General features: G+C 52.1%; 15 protein-coding genes and 2 pseudogenes. 8 read left to right on the forward strand and 9 right to left on the reverse strand.

The features are described 5' to 3' along the window. Positions 1-338 precede the first annotated feature (338 nt). Both dtpA and gstA read left to right on the forward strand, forming a co-directional pair. Positions 339-1,844, forward strand: a complete 1,506-nt coding sequence (dtpA, locus tag N7268_RS22205) for a dipeptide/tripeptide permease DtpA (RefSeq protein WP_260864509.1) — start codon at positions 339-341, stop codon at positions 1,842-1,844. Between the two features lie 104 nt (positions 1,845-1,948). After that, a pseudogene (gstA, locus tag N7268_RS22210) lies at positions 1,949-2,543 on the forward strand (glutathione transferase GstA). Positions 2,544-2,590: 47 nt separating this feature from the next. Here the strand turns inward: gstA and pdxY are convergent. From pdxY to anmK, 5 genes are all read right to left on the reverse strand, one after another. Then, on the reverse strand, positions 2,591-3,451 hold the full coding sequence (gene pdxY / locus N7268_RS22215) for a pyridoxal kinase PdxY (RefSeq protein WP_260864510.1): 861 nt from the start codon (positions 3,449-3,451) through the stop codon (positions 2,591-2,593). A 64-nt stretch (positions 3,452-3,515) separates the two neighbouring features. After that, entirely contained in the window at positions 3,516-4,790 is a 1,275-nt protein-coding gene (gene tyrS, locus N7268_RS22220; protein ID WP_260864511.1) for a tyrosine--tRNA ligase, read from the reverse strand. Between the two features lie 126 nt (positions 4,791-4,916). Further along, positions 4,917-5,573 (reverse strand): pyridoxamine 5'-phosphate oxidase, encoded by a 657-nt coding sequence (gene pdxH / locus N7268_RS22225; RefSeq protein WP_260864512.1) that lies wholly within the window; start codon positions 5,571-5,573, stop codon positions 4,917-4,919. 59 nt (positions 5,574-5,632) lie between these two features. Beyond that, positions 5,633-5,962: a C-type lysozyme inhibitor gene (mliC, locus tag N7268_RS22230; RefSeq protein ID WP_198904298.1), complete on the reverse strand. Its 330-nt coding sequence runs from the start codon at positions 5,960-5,962 to the stop codon at positions 5,633-5,635. Positions 5,963-6,049: 87 nt separating this feature from the next. Beyond that, positions 6,050-7,171, reverse strand: a complete 1,122-nt coding sequence (gene anmK, locus N7268_RS22235) for an anhydro-N-acetylmuramic acid kinase (protein ID WP_260864513.1) — start codon at positions 7,169-7,171, stop codon at positions 6,050-6,052. Between the two features lie 275 nt (positions 7,172-7,446). On the opposite strand from anmK, the gene slyB reads away from it, so the two are divergent. Further along, positions 7,447-7,914, forward strand: a complete 468-nt coding sequence (gene slyB, locus N7268_RS22240) for an outer membrane lipoprotein SlyB (RefSeq protein ID WP_260864514.1) — start codon at positions 7,447-7,449, stop codon at positions 7,912-7,914. Between the two features lie 47 nt (positions 7,915-7,961). Here slyB and slyA read toward each other — a convergent pair whose 3' ends face one another. Beyond that, the gene (gene slyA / locus N7268_RS22245; RefSeq protein WP_260864515.1) at positions 7,962-8,402 is read right to left on the reverse strand and encodes a transcriptional regulator SlyA; all 441 of its coding nucleotides are present in this window, start codon (positions 8,400-8,402) and stop codon (positions 7,962-7,964) included. Positions 8,403-8,595: 193 nt separating this feature from the next. Between slyA and N7268_RS22250 the strand changes: the two genes are divergently transcribed. From N7268_RS22250 to N7268_RS22260, 3 genes and pseudogenes are all read left to right on the forward strand, one after another. Further along, complete coding sequence (locus N7268_RS22250; protein ID WP_198904302.1) at positions 8,596-8,832, forward strand: DUF1656 domain-containing protein; 237 nt, start codon at positions 8,596-8,598, stop codon at positions 8,830-8,832. Positions 8,833-8,834: 2 nt separating this feature from the next. After that, positions 8,835-9,698 (forward strand): HlyD family secretion protein, encoded by an 864-nt coding sequence (locus tag N7268_RS22255; protein ID WP_260864516.1) that lies wholly within the window; start codon positions 8,835-8,837, stop codon positions 9,696-9,698. Continuing rightward, positions 9,695-11,768 (forward strand): annotated as a pseudogene (locus N7268_RS22260) (FUSC family protein). Before N7268_RS22255 ends, N7268_RS22260 begins: the two are co-directional and overlap by 4 nt. Here the strand turns inward: N7268_RS22260 and sodC are convergent. The 3 genes from sodC to N7268_RS22275 form a co-directional block, all read right to left on the reverse strand. Beyond that, complete coding sequence (gene sodC / locus N7268_RS22265; protein ID WP_260864517.1) at positions 11,711-12,232, reverse strand: superoxide dismutase [Cu-Zn] SodC; 522 nt, start codon at positions 12,230-12,232, stop codon at positions 11,711-11,713. The pseudogene N7268_RS22260 and the gene sodC overlap by 58 nt on opposite strands. 81 nt (positions 12,233-12,313) lie before the next feature. Continuing rightward, complete coding sequence (locus tag N7268_RS22270; RefSeq protein ID WP_260864518.1) at positions 12,314-13,210, reverse strand: aldo/keto reductase family oxidoreductase; 897 nt, start codon at positions 13,208-13,210, stop codon at positions 12,314-12,316. A gap of 49 nt (positions 13,211-13,259) precedes the next feature. Then, complete coding sequence (locus tag N7268_RS22275) at positions 13,260-13,499, reverse strand: DUF1289 domain-containing protein (RefSeq protein ID WP_198904307.1); 240 nt, start codon at positions 13,497-13,499, stop codon at positions 13,260-13,262. Positions 13,500-13,600: 101 nt separating this feature from the next. On the opposite strand from N7268_RS22275, the gene N7268_RS22280 reads away from it, so the two are divergent. Together N7268_RS22280 and N7268_RS22285 are read left to right on the forward strand one after the other, a co-directional pair. Further along, positions 13,601-14,200 (forward strand): TetR/AcrR family transcriptional regulator, encoded by a 600-nt coding sequence (locus tag N7268_RS22280; RefSeq protein ID WP_260864519.1) that lies wholly within the window; start codon positions 13,601-13,603, stop codon positions 14,198-14,200. 54 nt (positions 14,201-14,254) lie between these two features. Next, entirely contained in the window at positions 14,255-15,352 is a 1,098-nt protein-coding gene (locus tag N7268_RS22285) for an alkene reductase (RefSeq protein ID WP_198904309.1), read from the forward strand. Positions 15,353-15,355: the final 3 nt, after the last annotated feature.

The raw sequence follows: 15,355 nt of genomic DNA on the forward strand, positions 1-15,355 counted from the left end.
TTACACTGGCTATTTTTCAGATAATGGCCTATATCACTGGATTCAACCTTGAATAGCAGAACATATCGCCACATTGCGGTTTTCGCCCCTACTTAACAGTGTAAAAATCTGCCATTTTTCAATAGAAGAAATTTAACGCTAGATAACATTTCTTAGCCCCGACGATTTCACCACTTAAGATATATGTAACAGATTATTACAAAGCACTTGTTTGAAGGGTCAAGATAGTGAACATTACTTGCCGTTTCCCCTCCCACTATAACAATCGGACGGATGAGCTTGACTTATCACGTACCTGAACACCCCCGTTGATATGGGATGTAAAAAAAGAGGTAAAAGTGTCTACTGCAAACAATAAACCAACTGAAAGCGTCAGTTTAAACGCCTTCAAACAACCAAAAGCGTTCTATCTCATTTTCTCTATTGAGCTGTGGGAACGTTTTGGTTATTACGGCCTGCAAGGGATTATGGCCGTCTACCTGGTTAAACAACTGGGTATGTCAGAAGCGGATTCCATCACCCTTTTCTCATCCTTTAGCGCCCTGGTTTACGGCCTGGTAGCCATTGGAGGCTGGTTAGGTGATAAAGTTTTGGGTACCAAGCGCGTCATTATGCTGGGCGCAATCGTCCTGGCCATCGGTTATGCACTGGTTGCATGGTCCGGTCATGACGCGGGTATCGTTTATATGGGTATGGCGGCCATCGCGGTCGGTAACGGCCTGTTCAAAGCCAACCCGTCTTCTCTGCTCTCTACCTGCTATGCAAAAGATGACCCGCGTCTTGATGGTGCATTTACCATGTACTACATGTCCGTCAACATCGGTTCATTCTTCTCTATGCTGGCAACACCGTGGCTGGCTGCCCGTTACGGCTGGAGCACTGCGTTTGCACTGAGCGTCGTCGGTATGCTGATCACCGTAGTTAACTTCGCATTCTGCCAGCGCTGGGTTAAACAGTACGGTTCTAAACCTGACTTCGAGCCGGTCAACTTCCGTAACCTGCTGCTGACTATTGGTGGCGTTGTGGTGCTGATCGCTGTTGCGACATGGCTGCTGCACAACCAGGGTATCGCACGTATGGTTCTGGGCGTTATCGCTCTGGGTATCGTGTTTATCTTCGGTAAAGAAGCCTTCTCTATGCAGGGTGCTGCGCGTCGTAAAATGATCGTTGCCTTCATTCTGATGCTGGAAGCGATTATCTTCTTCGTTCTGTACAGCCAGATGCCAACGTCACTGAACTTCTTTGCGATTCGTAACGTTGAACACTCAATTCTGGGTATCGCGTTCGAACCTGAGCAATACCAGGCACTGAACCCGTTCTGGATCATCATCGGCAGTCCAATCCTTGCCGCCATCTATAACAAGATGGGTGACACCCTGCCGATGCCGACTAAGTTCGCAATTGGTATGGTGCTGTGCTCCGGTGCGTTCCTGGTTCTGCCGCTGGGTGCGAAATTCGCGTCCGATGCAGGTATCGTTTCCGTTAACTGGCTGATCATTTCTTACGGTCTGCAGAGTATCGGTGAACTGATGATCTCTGGTCTGGGTCTGGCGATGGTTGCGCAGCTGGTTCCGCAGCGCCTGATGGGCTTCATCATGGGTAGCTGGTTCCTGACCACTGCGGGTGCGAACATTATTGGTGGCTACGTAGCCAACATGATGGCGGTACCTGAGAACGTGACCGACCCGCTGATGTCACTGGAAGTCTATGGCCGTGTATTCCTGCAGATTGGTGTAGCCACGGCAGTTATCGCTGTTCTGATGCTGCTGACAGCGCCGAAACTGAACCGTATGACTCAAGATGATAATGTAAACGAGAAAGCCTCTAAGGCCGCAACCGCGTAATTCTCAGGGAAACTTATTTTCGGGCCGCTAACTGATGTTAGCGGCTTTTTTTTTGTCTGAGGTAGCACTACCATACGATATACCTCAGCCAAAAGGAGTTACCGATGAAACTGTTCTACAAACCGGGCGCGTGTTCTCTTGCTTCCCACATCACCCTTCGTGAGAGCGGTAAAGATTTTACGCTGGATGGAGTTGATCTGATGAAGAAACGCCTGGAAAACGGCGACGATTTTTTCGCGGTAAACCCAAAAGGACAAGTCCCCGCCCTGTTGCTTGATGACGGTACACTGCTGACGGAAGGAGTGGCCATCATGCAATATCTGGCCGATACCGTGCCCGATCGCCAGCTTCTTGCCCCTACCAGCAGCCTGTACGCTCGAGTGGCTCAATTTCATTGCTACAGAGCTGCACAAAGGTTTTACCCCGCTGTTTCGCCCTGATACGCCAGAGGAGTACAAGCCAACGGTTCGCGCACTGCTGGAGAAAAAACTGCAGTATGTGAATGAATCACTGAAAGACAATCCGTGGATTTGCGGCCAGCGTTTCAGTATTGCGGATGCTTACCTGTTCACGGTATTGCGTTGGGCTTATGCTGTAAAACTGAATATGGAAGGGCTGAACCATATCGAGGCCTATATGGCGCGTATGGCTGAACGTCCGGCGGTTGCCGCGGCGTTGAAGGCTGAAGGACTGCACTAAGCATTTGTGCCGGATGGCGGGAGCGTCATCCGGCATTGACGACAGAACTACAGTTGCGTCGCGCTAAAATAGTGTTCCGGTTTAGCGATACGATCCTGAGCGGCAACCACCTGCAGCTCATATTCCTGCATCTGCTGCGTGGCGATCATAATTTCGTATACCGCCGCGGTCACATGTTCAAGCGCCTGTTGTAACGACGCGCCCTGCAACAGTTTTACCAACAGCAAACCGCTGGTAACGTCACCGACACCGACAGGTTGACGCGCGCCAAAATCCACCAATGGACGACTGATGTGCCACGCCTGATCGGCTGTAACCAACAACATTTCAAAACGGTCAGTGCTGATACCCGCGCGGGCAAGATGCTTAACCAGCACCACTTCTGGTCCCTGGGCGATCAGTTCGCGGGCAGCCGCTACCGCCTCATGCACATTGTTAACCGCATGCTCACACAGAATTTCAAGCTCGACCAAATTAGGGGCGATAATATCGCTGGCCGGCAGCGCATGACGCACATGAAACTCTGCAACACCCGGCGCGACAATACAGCCTTTTTCAGGATGTCCCATCACCGGATCACAGAAATATTTCGCGTGTGGATTGGCCGCTTTAACTTTGCGGACAATACCCAGAATATGCTCACCCTGCTCAGCTGAACCCAGATATCCGCTCAGTACCGCGTCGCACTGCTGGAGCTTATCGATATCGGCAATACCCTGAACGATTTCGGTCAGGTGGCTCGGCGGCATAACGCAGCCTGTCCATTTACCGTATTGCGTATGGTTGGAAAACTGAACGGTGTTGAGCGGCCAGACATTCGCGCCAAGACGACGCATCGGAAACTCTGCTGCACTGTTGCCCGCATGACCAAAAACAACGTGGGACTGGATGGCGAGGATATTCTTCATTTTACTTACCACAACCCTAAAATAATAAAGGGGCGTAGTTTCCCACGCCCCTGCTCACTTTTTCTTATTTCCAGCAAATCAAACAATAGTTCTTTTTGCCGCGACGCAGTAATGTGTAGCGCCCAAATAAAATATCACTGTCCTGGAAGAAATATTCCGGGTCGGATTGTTTCTCACCGTTGATAGTGACCGCGTTAGACGCGATAGTCTTACGCGCCTGACCGCGGGATGGTTGCAGTTCGGAGTCAACCAGCGCCTGCATCAGGTCAGCACCTTTTTCCATTTCGATCATCGGTACGCCATCCTGCGCCAGCTGTTCGAAATCGGCTTCGCTCAGGGAGGCTAGATTACCGTTAAACAGGCTTTCGGTGATGCGTTTTGCCGCAACCAGACCTTCTTCACCGTGAACCAGACGCGTGACCTGCTCAGCCAGAACATACTGGGCACGTGGCGCTTTACCGCTGTTCTTGTCTTCTTCTTCCAGCGCATTGATCTCTTCAATGTCCATAAAGGTGAAGAACTTCAGGAAGCGATACACGTCCGCATCCGCGGTGTTGATCCAGAACTGGTAGAATTTGTACGGGCTGGTTTTCTTCGGATCCAGCCAGACTGCGCCACCTTCGGTTTTACCAAACTTGGTCCCGTCTGCTTTGGTGATCAGCGGAACGGTCAGGCCAAAGACCTGGTTCTGATGCAGACGGCGGGTCAGATCGATACCGGAGGTAATGTTGCCCCACTGGTCAGAACCACCAATTTGCAGCGCCACACCGTGCAATTTGTTCAGGCAAGCGAAGTCGTAGCCTTGCAGCAGGTTGTAAGAAAACTCAGTAAACGAGATCCCCTGATCGTCACGGTTCAGACGTTGCTTCACCGCTTCTTTGTTGATCATCTGGTTTACAGAGAAGTGCTTACCGATATCACGCAGGAAAGTCAGTACGTTCATACCGCCAAACCAGTCGTAGTTGTTTGCCGCAATGGCTGAGTTGTCGCCACAGTTGAAATCGAGGAACGGCGCAACCTGTTTGCGGATTTTATCCACCCACTCCTGCACGGTATCTTCGGTATTCAGTTTACGCTCTGCGGCTTTGAAGCTCGGGTCACCAATCAGACCGGTTGCACCACCTACCAGTGCGACAGGCTTATGCCCTGCCTGCTGGAAGCGTTTCAGGCATAACAATGGAACCAGATGCCCCAAATGCAAGCTGTCAGCGGTAGGGTCGAAGCCGCAATAGAGCGCGATCGGGCCTTGCGCCAGTCGCTCTGCTAACGCTTCTTCGTCCGTCACCTGGGCCACCAGCCCCCGCTCTTGCAATTGTTTAATCAAGTTACTGCTTGCCATCAAAATCTCCATGTATAAAACGACTGCACCTTTGCCGGTACACGACTTTTCGCCTGATGCGAAAGAAACATAGAATAAAGCGCCGGATTCATCTGTACCAGCGCTTAAAACAAGAATTTTGCATCTTTAGGGAGCGAGGCGATCAATTTTCCACGCGTTATCTTCACGTTGGTATAAAAAACGATCATGCAGACGGTTTTCACCCCCCTGCCAAAACTCCATTTGCTCAATGCTCACGCGAAAACCGCCCCAGAAGCTGGGTAAAGGGACTTCCCCTTGCTGAAACTTCTGCTTCAGCTCAAGAAATTTACTTTCAAGAATACCGCGAGCGGAGATCCGGCTGGACTGTTTAGAGACCCAGGCGCCAATCTGGCTGTCACGTGGTCGGCTATGGAAATACTTCACCACTTCAAGGGTAGAAAGACGTTCTGCCTTGCCGATAACCATGACCTGCCGTTCCAGCGTATGCCACGGGAATAAGAGACTGATACGGGGATTGTGTTCAATCTGATGCGCCTTACGGCTGCCCAGGTTGGTATAAAACACCAGCCCTTTGTCATCATAATGTTTAAGCAACACGATGCGCTGGTAAGGTTGACCATTCTCATCAACAGTGGCCACAACCATTGCGGTAGGATCTGCCAGTTTGGCATCACAGGCTTGCCCCAGCCAGCGCTCAAAAAGCGCGAGGGGTTCTGCTGGAAGGTCGCGGCGGCGAAGACCGCCTTTCGTGTATTCACGGCGCAAATGCGCGATTTGCTGCAATTCGTCGTTATCAGACATGATGTTGGGCTACGGATTGTCAGTGGGTAACGCTATTGTGCGCCGCCCTGCTGGAAATCTCAACGCTTCGGATTCTGTAACTGACAGTTATTTAACACAACGCTATCGCGTTTATAGACCGTTGCACTGTCACCTTTCGACCAGAAGACGTAGATGCCATCCGTGTATCGCGCGCCAGATGCCGACACGCCTTGTTTAAGATTGACCAGCTTATTGTCATAAACAAAGCTCGCCGTTTGTTGGGTATTGTTCAATTTGACGGTAAGCGGTTTTTCATCACAGCGGTATTCGAGCGTATCCGTTTGCATACGCTCGACAAATTGGTTGTAAACACTACACCCAGTGAGCAATACGGGCAGACATACCATTAACAGTTTTTTCATAGCCATATCCTGAAGACTTTCCTGGTCCCGGAGGGCAATAACACCCTCCCTAACATCCCTAGTTTACCGGCATCCTGGCCAGGATAATTTCAGTTAACTCTGAGTTCGTGGGTTCGCGGGGAAAATAGCCCCTAAAACACTGGACTCTGCTGCACCGGTCACAGAAGGGAGATTACCCGGCAACCCTGCCAGCGTACGCCACGCCAACCATGCGAAAGCTAACGCTTCCATATCGTCGCCGCTGATGCCCGCTTCATCGGTCGAGGTCACTTCCGTTCCCGGCAGCAATGCCGCCAGACGCATCATAATCAGCGGATTACGACTTCCTCCCCCGCACACCATTAATCGCTCGCAGCCGCCACTCAGCAATACCTGTTCTGAAATGGTCACCGCGGTGAGTTCGGTGAGCGTTGCCTGAACATCGCGCGGGGAAATCCCAGGGAACAGCGCCAGATGGCGTTCAATCCAGCCATAATTAAAGTACTCCCGCCCCGTGCTTTTTGGCGCGGGTGCGGCGAAGTAAGGATCGCTAAGCATATTTTGCAGCAGAGGGAGAATCACCGTTCCTTCACTGGCCCACTGCGCGTCTTTGTCGTAAGGCTTACCGCATTGCCGCCAGATCCATGCATCCATCAGCATATTACCAGGCCCGGTATCGTATCCCCGAACCGGCTGCCCCGGAATAAGCAGAGACAGATTGGCAATCCCCCCAATATTCAACACCATCCGGCGCTCACCTGGATGCGCCAACAGAGCCTGATGGAATGCAGGAACCAGTGGCGCACCTTGCCCGCCCAACGCGATATCGCGTCGACGGAAATCGCCGACCACCGTAATACCGGTGAGCGCCACAATCTGATTGTTATCGCCAATTTGCAGCGTATGCGGCGCCGCGCCGGTGGGCTCGTGCCAGACGGTCTGTCCGTGGCAACCAATTGCGACGATATCCTGGGGTTTTAATTTTTGCTGCGCCAACAGCGCATTCACCGCCTCGGCAAACAAGCGTCCCAGTCGTGTGTCTAACTGGCCATACTGAGACAGCGTCAGTTGCTGCCCCTGACAGATGTCCAGGATTGCCTGTTTCAAATGGATGGGTATCGGCCAGGTGAGACTCGCCTGTTGCGCAACCATCGTTTCATCTATTGCTGCCAGCACAACATCAACACCATCAAGGCTGGTTCCAGACATAACACCGATAAAACGGCCCGATTTCATACGTCATCCTTTTAAACATGTTAGCCTTGACACTCAACCATAAAGTGCCGCGTAATTCCATGCTTCGTTAATGATTTTTACGGGTAACTCATGACAATGAGCCATGATTTTCAATCAATATGATGAATGATTCGTTTATACTCGGTTAACCCGGACCCGATTATGATTTTCATATTGTTCCAGTAGAACATGTGACCTTGGGCTCACAAATGCCATATAATTTAGCCATGAGGGATGCTTGATTAGCGTTTCGTGGTGTAAAGGAGAGTTATAAAATGATTAAACGTGTGCTGATTGTTTCACTAATGGGGTTATCTTTAGCCGGTTGCGTTAACAATGACAGCCTTTCCGGTGACGTATATACCGCATCCGAAGCGAAACAGGTTCAGAACGTCACCTATGGCACGATTGTTCACGTTCGTCCGGTTCAAATCCAGGGTGGCGATGACGCAAACGTCATTGGCGCGATTGGTGGTGCGGTACTTGGCGGGTTCCTCGGTAACACCGTTGGCGGTGGTACGGGTCGTTCATTAGCAACGGCTGCAGGTGCGGTTGCCGGTGGCGTAGCGGGTCAAGGCGTACAAGGTGCGATGAATAAAACACAGGGTGTAGAACTGGAAATCCGTAAGGATGACGGTAATACCATCATGGTAGTGCAGAAACAAGGTGCGACCAAATTCGCCGCAGGTCAGCGCGTCGTGATGGCGAGCAATGGCCGGGAAGTGACCGTTTCTCCGCGTTAATCGAATTTACGTGTGGTCAGATACTGGCCACACGTAATTTTTCCGCATTAGTCCTGAGACTGCAGCTCAATGATATTGTGTTCCAGTCGGGCAACCAGTTTAATCAGCAGATCAATTTCCTCAGCTGAAATCCCTTCCAGAATTTCTCCACGCGTTTTGTTGATCACCGCTTCCATATCCGCGATAAGCGGCTCTGCTTTCTCGGTCAGTTTAATTCTCTTTGCCCGACGATCGCTGGCGCAAGTCTGTCGTGAAATGAGTCCCTTTTCTTCCAGTTGGTCAAGCGTACGCACCAGTGACGGCTGCTCAATGCCGATCGCTTTAGCCAGCTGAATCTGCGATTGATCCGGTGGCAACTGATGGATGTTGTGCAGCGTAACCCAATGCGTCTGCGTCAACTCCAGAGGCTTCAGGCGATGGTCAATCAGAGCACGCCAAATGCGCACCAACCGTGCCAGATCAGAACCTAGTGGCGATTCCAATTTCATCTCCTTATAATTAGCTTGCTAAGTTATTATACTGATTTTAGAATAGTGTGCAGCATTTGTATTCCCAAAACAAATGTATTGCCAAATTTGCTTACCGGATGACATTTTTTCAGACATTATACTTTACAAAGATTCATCGTTCTTTTTTTGCTAAACCTATAGCAAAGCGTTCTTTCGCCAAGGATTATTGCCCGTGAAGTTTATGTTTAATGCAACAGGATTGCCCCTACAAGATTTAATGATCGGTGCATCTGTCTACTTCCCCCCTATTTTCAAGGCGTTTGCAGCGGGATTTATCCTTTGGCTGGTCATTCATCGTCTGCTACGCGACAGGATCTACTCCGGTGAATTCTGGCATCCCCTGTTACTGGATCTGTCTCTCTTCGCGCTTTGCGTCTGTCTGGGCTTTGTTCTGCTGATTGCGTGGTGATTATGTCGCTTAAAACTGTTAAATATTTCTCCACAATTATCGTCGCTGTCATTGCCGTTCTCGCCGGATGGTGGATGTGGAATTACTACATGCAATCCCCCTGGACGCGCGACGGAAAAATCCGTGCTGAACAAGTCAGTATCACACCGCAAGTGTCCGGCAGCATTACTGCGCTCAACGTTAAAGATAATCAGTTCGTGAACGAAGGCGACGTGCTGTTTGTTATCGACAAGACACCGTTTCACATTGCCGAACTGAATGCACAGGCCCAGTTGGCAAAAGCCCGCTCTGATCTGGCAAAAGCCAATAATGAAGCCAATCGCCGCCGCCATCTGTCGCAGAATTACATTTCCGCCGAAGATCTGGATACCGCAAACCTCAATGTGAAAGCCATGCAGGCAAGCGTCGAAGCAGCCGAAGCCACGTTGCGCCAGGCACAGTGGCAACTGACGCAGACCGAAATTAAAGCTCCGGTTGCAGGCTGGGTCACGAACCTTTCGACGCGAACCGGGGATTACGCCACCACGGGAAAACCCCTGTTTGCCCTTGTCGACAGCCACTCTTTTTATGTGATGGGTTATTTTGAAGAAACCAAACTCCGTCACATTCGTGAAGGGGCACCGGCGCTCATTACCTTATACAGCGGCAATATAAAGTTACAGGGTCACGTAGCCGGGATCGGGCGTGCCATTTATGATCAAAGCGTTGAAAGCGATTCTGGCCTCATTCCTGACATTAAACCAAACGTGCCATGGGTTCGTCTGGCGCAACGGGTTCCTGTTCGTATCGAATTTGACGCCTTGCCGCGCGATGTCACACTGGTATCGGGAACTACCTGCAGCGTGTCTGTCGGTCAACCAAAATGAAAGGGCTACCGTTGACGCCAGCCAGTTTGCCCTGGTTTAAAGCCACATCAGGACAGTGGCGCTACGCGCTGCGTAACACCATTGCGATGTGCCTGGCGTTGACGTTCGCTTACTATCTGAATCTGGATGAGCCTTACTGGGCAATGACCTCTGCTGCCGTGGTCAGTTTCCCAACCGTTGGCGGCGTGATCAGCAAAAGCCTCGGGCGCGTGGCGGGCAGTCTACTGGGCGCCACGGCCGCATTAATCATTGCCGGTCATACCCTTAACGAACCCTGGATGTTTTTGCTCAGCATGTCAGCCTGGATTGGCTTGTGCACCTGGGCCTGCGCGCACTTCACCAATAACGTCGCCTACGCCTTTCAACTGGCAGGCTATACGGCGGCGATCATTGCTTTTCCGATGGTGAATACCATCGAGATTACCCAGCTTTGGGATATCGCCCAGGCCCGCGTGTGTGAGGTTCTTGTCGGGATTCTGTGCGGCGGTGTCATGATGATGATTCTGCCAAGCACCTCCGATGGCACCGCGCTGCTGACCGCGCTGAAAAATATGCATGCGCGCTTACTGGAACATGCCAGTTTACTCTGGCAACCCGAAACCACCGATGCTATCCGTTCCGCGCACGAAGGGGTTATCGGTCAAATTTTGACCATGAATTTACTGCGTATCCAGGCGTTCTGGAGCCACTATCGCTTTCGCCGTCAAAATGCCCTCCTCAATTCCCTGCTCCATCAACAGTTGCGTCTGACCAGCGTGATCTCGAGTCTGCGCAGAATGCTGCTGAACTGGCCACATCCTCCCGCCAACACCCGGGAGGTCATCGAGCAGCTATTAAGCGCACTGGTAAAATCCAATGCCGACAGTTACACGGTGGCACGGATTATCGCTCCCCTTCGCCCCGTGGATAAGAGCGACTATCGACACGTAGCTTTCTGGCACCGACTGCGTTATTTCTGTCGTGTCTATCTGCAAAACAGTCACTATCTGCACCTGCTGGAAAAAGGTATCACTGCCGAGCGTATCACCGTGAAACGTACGCCAGGACTTGCCCGTCATACCGATAACGCAGAGGCCTTATGGAGCGGATTACGTACCTTCAGTACGCTGATGGTGATCGGAGCCTGGAGCATAGGGGCGCAATGGGAATCCGGTGCCGGGGCGTTAACGCTCGCCGCCATCAGTTGCGTGTTGTATTCCGCCGTTGCCACGCCGTTCAAATCACTCTCTTTGCTGATGCGCACGCTGGTCCTGCTGTCGTTGTTCAGCTTTGCGGTCAAATTCGGCCTGATGGTACAAATCACCGATCTCTGGCAGTTCATCCTCTTTCTCTTCCCGCTGCTCGCCACCATGCAACTGCTGAAGTTACAAATGCCGGCGCTGGCGGGACTTTGGGGACAGTTGATCGTGTTTATGGGATCGTTCATCGCGGTGACCAATCCTCCCATTTATGATTTCGCTGATTTCTTGAATGACAATATGGCGAAGATTACCGGCGTAGCGATTTCCTGGCTGGCCTTCGCGATCCTGCGACCCGGTTCTGATGCGCGGAAAAGCCGCCGTCATATTCGCGCGCTGCGTCGGGATTTTGTTGACCAGCTCAGCCGGCACCCGTCACTGAGCGAAAATGAATTTGAGTCATTGACCTATCATCATGTGAGCCAACTGAGTAACAGCCAGGATGCGCTGGCCCGACGCTGGTTGTTACGCTGGGGCGTCGTGTTGCTGAATTGCTCGCATGTGGTCTGGCAACTGCGCGCCTGGGAAACGCGGTCTGATCCACTTGCGCGCGTCCGGGACGTCTGCATTTCACTGCTGCACGATGTGATGAGCGTGCGTGGCGTACAGCAACGACCGCTTAATGCCACGCTCAACGAACTCCTGCGCATATGCGATACGTTGGCTCGCCATCATCAACCCGCCGCACAAGAACTGGCGGCGCTGATTTGGCGACTGCACTGCTCACTGTCTCAACTTGAACAGGCACCGCCGCCGGGTACGTTGAGTCCTTAATTATTTGATCACACCACAGGCGAAACGCGCCCCGCCACCGCCAAGCGGTTTAGGCTGATCGGACATATTATCGCCGCCCACATGGATCATCAGCGCCTTACCTTTAACATCCTCCAGCGATGTTAACCGTGGGGCGATTACGGAGGTTGTCGCATTCCCGTCATTGTTCACCACTAATAGCGGCAAATCGCCCATGTGTCCGGCCCCTTCGGGTCCTTCATGTTTACCGGTTTTATGTGGATCATAATGTCCCCCCGCCGATTCCGCAGCAGAGGCTTTACCTTCTTTTATGGCAGGCTGACAGCTGCCATTGGCGTGAACATGAAAACCATGCTCGCCCGGCGGCAGGGCTTTTAAATTGGGCGTAAACTCCAACCCTTTGGCGGTTTCAGAAATGGTCACCGAGCCAATCGCCTGGCCGACGCCTTGCGACGTCACCAGGTTTATCTCAACGTTTTCACTGGCAGCCTGCGCACCCGCACAGGCCAGTAGAGTGATTATGGCCAAACTTAAACGCTTCATACGACCTCCGTCAAATAGCTCTCTGATTGATAAGTGTAAACCAGTGACGCAAATTTGAACGGCGAACCGTAGAAAACGACATTAAGGCACGTCGTAACCCAGCGCGGCTTTACGGATACGGAACCATTGTTGACGCGACATCGTCAGCGATTCGGCTTCAATCGCGGCCCGCACGCGCTCAATTTTACCCGAGCCAATGATAGGCAGCGGTTGTGATGGCAGACGTAAAATCCACGCATACACCACCTGCTCAATAGACTGGGCATTCAGCTCTTCAGCTACCACGGCAAGCTCATTGCGCAACGGCTGAAAAGCATCATCATTGAACAGGCGACCACCGCCCAGACAGGACCAGGCCATCGGTCGGATACGTAGTTGCTGCAGTTGATCTAACGTACCATCCAGCAGAAGTGGCTGATGTACCGGAGAAATTTCGACCTGGTTGGTCGCAAGCGTAAACGGCAGGCGTGATTGCAGCAGTGAAAACTGCGCTGGCGTAAAGTTGGACACCCCAAAGTGGCGCACCTTGCCGCTATGGTGCAGCTTTTTAAACGCCTCTGCCACCTCGTCCGCATCCATTAGCGGGTCGGGACGGTGGATCAGCAACAGATCCAGATGGTCAGTTGCCAGTAGCTTCAGTGATTGCTCGGCACTGGAAATAATGTGGGCGCTGTCAGTGATGTAATGACCAAGTTTGTTTTCCGCTCGCGCCGTCGTGGCAATGCCGCATTTGGTCACGATCTGCATTTTTTCACGCAGATGTGGCGCCAGTTTCAGCGCCTCGCCGAATGCCGCTTCGCACTGGTATCCGCCATAAATATCCGCATGATCGACGGTGGTGATCCCCAGATCCAGATGTTCCTCAATGAAGCTGACTAACTGACGGGCGGACATATTCCAGTCCATCAACCGCCAGTACCCCATGACAAAGCGAGAAAATTCCGGGCCCTGCGGCGCAATAGTAATACGCTGAACCATAGCAGCTTCCTTTTAAGTGAATGTGCATCGAGTATACGCAATTGCGATTTTAAAAGAGTGAAGGTTGTTGCGGTTCTTCTGGCGGGTTGGGTTTGTTTGCGCGTAATTTACGCATAAGACGCTGACGACAAAGCCGCAGCACCTCCTGTTTTTCGGCGTCGCTCATTTTTTGCCAGTTAAAACGCTCATCCCGGCTGCGAAAACATCCACGACAAAAACCGCGATCGTCAGACTGACAGATCCCGCGGCATGGACTCTGGACGGGGAAAAACTCCAGCTGTTCGGCCACACCCCCTCCTTAAATCAGTTTGATACCTTTATTGAAGACGTTAACTGAATTTCTGGCAAGCGCTATTGCATTAGACCGACTGGTCTATTACACTCCTTCCCATGAACAAAGTCACTGAACACGATACACGTGAACATCTTCTGGCGACCGGCGAGTTGCTGTGCATGCAGCGCGGCTTTACCGGGATGGGCTTAAGCGAACTGCTAAAAACCGCAGAGGTTCCTAAAGGTTCGTTTTATCACTATTTTCGCTCAAAAGAAGCGTTCGGTGTTGCGATGCTGGAACGCCATTATGCCGCCTATCACCAACGACTGGCTGCGCATTTTGATGCGGGCGCAGGAAACTATCGCGACAGAGTGCTGGCTTATTATCAGGAAACCCTGAACCAGTTTCGTCAGCATGGCATTATTAGCGGATGTTTAACCGTCAAACTGTCTGCCGAAGTGTGCGATCTCTCAGAAGATATGCGTACGGCGATGGACAAAGGCGCACGACACATTATTACGCTATTAGCGCAAGCGCTGGAAAACGGGCGAAACTGCCACTGTTTGTCATTCATGGGCGAACCGTTGCAACAGGCACAGGTGCTGTATGCCTTGTGGTTGGGGGCGAACCTGCAGGCCAAGATTTCTCGTAGTGCCACACCGCTGGAAAATGCGCTGGCGCACGTTAAAAACATCATTACTACGCCTGGCGTTTAACAGGCGTTTTTATTTCCTTTATCACTAGACGACCGGTCTATTCAGGAGTACCACATGTCATCTGAAAAACTGTTTACCCCGCTTAAAGTGGGTGCGATCACGGCAGCAAACCGCGTATTTATGGCGCCGCTGACGCGTCTGCGTAGCATTGAACCTGGCGACATCCCCACTCCGCTGATGGCCGAGTATTATCGTCAACGCGCAAGCGCAGGCCTTATCATCAGTGAAGCCACGCAGATTTCCGCACAGGCGAAAGGGTATGCCGGGGCACCTGGTTTACACAGCGACGCGCAAATTGCAGCATGGAAAAAAATCACCGCTGCCGTACACGCTGAGCAAGGTCACATCGCCGTACAACTGTGGCATACCGGTCGAATTTCTCACGCCAGCCTGCAACCAAACGGACAAGCTCCGGTTGCGCCTTCTGCCATCAGCGCAGGAACTCGCACCTCACTGCGTGATGAAAACGGTCTGGCAACGCGTGTCGATACCTCAATGCCGCGCGCGCTGGAAACCGAAGAAATTCCGGGGATCGTGAATGATTTCCGTCAGGCAATTGCCAATGCGCGTGAAGCAGGCTTTGACATGGTGGAACTGCACTCTGCCCACGGTTATTTACTGCACCAATTCTTGTCCCCTGCTTCTAACCACCGCACCGATCAGTACGGCGGCAGTGTCGAAAACCGTGCACGTCTGGTGCTCGAAGTCGTTGATGCCGGCATCAAAGAATGGGGTGCCGATCGCATTGGTATTCGTGTTTCTCCAATCGGTTCTTTCCAGAACGTCGATAACGGCCCGAACGAAGAAGCCGATGCGCTATACCTGATCGAACAACTCGGTAAACGCGGTATCGCTTACCTGCATATGTCCGAGCCTGACTGGGCCGGTGGTCAGCCATACAGCGACGCGTTCCGCGAAAAAGTTCGCGCACGTTTCCATGGCCCTATTATCGGCGCAGGCGCCTATACGCCAGAAAAAGCCGAGGCGCTGATTGAGAAAGGTCTGATCGATGCCGTTGCCTTTGGTCGCGCCTATATCGCTAACCCGGATCTGGTCGCCCGACTGCAACGCAAAGCCGAGCTGAATCCGCAGCGCGCTGAAAGTTTCTATGGCGGCGGCGCGGAAGGTTATACCGATTACCCTACCCTGTAACGG

The sequence above is a fragment of the Citrobacter sp. Marseille-Q6884 genome, from assembly GCF_945906775.1.
Lineage (GTDB): Bacteria > Pseudomonadota > Gammaproteobacteria > Enterobacterales > Enterobacteriaceae > Citrobacter.

What these genes read in the sequence shown, in the direction of transcription:
- pdxY (WP_260864510.1), bottom strand. Translation starts at nt 3,451, where the DNA reads ATGAAGAATATCCTCGCCATCCAGTCCCACGTTGTTTTTGGTCATGCG.
- tyrS (WP_260864511.1), bottom strand. Translation starts at nt 4,790, where the DNA reads ATGGCAAGCAGTAACTTGATTAAACAATTGCAAGAGCGGGGGCTGGTG.
- pdxH (WP_260864512.1), bottom strand. Translation starts at nt 5,573, where the DNA reads ATGTCTGATAACGACGAATTGCAGCAAATCGCGCATTTGCGCCGTGAA.
- mliC (WP_198904298.1), bottom strand. Translation starts at nt 5,962, where the DNA reads ATGGCTATGAAAAAACTGTTAATGGTATGTCTGCCCGTATTGCTCACT.
- anmK (WP_260864513.1), bottom strand. Translation starts at nt 7,171, where the DNA reads ATGAAATCGGGCCGTTTTATCGGTGTTATGTCTGGAACCAGCCTTGAT.
- slyB (WP_260864514.1), top strand. Translation starts at nt 7,447, where the DNA reads ATGATTAAACGTGTGCTGATTGTTTCACTAATGGGGTTATCTTTAGCC.
- slyA (WP_260864515.1), bottom strand. Translation starts at nt 8,402, where the DNA reads ATGAAATTGGAATCGCCACTAGGTTCTGATCTGGCACGGTTGGTGCGC.
- N7268_RS22255 (WP_260864516.1), top strand. Translation starts at nt 8,835, where the DNA reads ATGTCGCTTAAAACTGTTAAATATTTCTCCACAATTATCGTCGCTGTC.
- sodC (WP_260864517.1), bottom strand. Translation starts at nt 12,232, where the DNA reads ATGAAGCGTTTAAGTTTGGCCATAATCACTCTACTGGCCTGTGCGGGT.
- N7268_RS22270 (WP_260864518.1), bottom strand. Translation starts at nt 13,210, where the DNA reads ATGGTTCAGCGTATTACTATTGCGCCGCAGGGCCCGGAATTTTCTCGC.
- N7268_RS22280 (WP_260864519.1), top strand. Translation starts at nt 13,601, where the DNA reads ATGAACAAAGTCACTGAACACGATACACGTGAACATCTTCTGGCGACC.
- N7268_RS22285 (WP_198904309.1), top strand. Translation starts at nt 14,255, where the DNA reads ATGTCATCTGAAAAACTGTTTACCCCGCTTAAAGTGGGTGCGATCACG.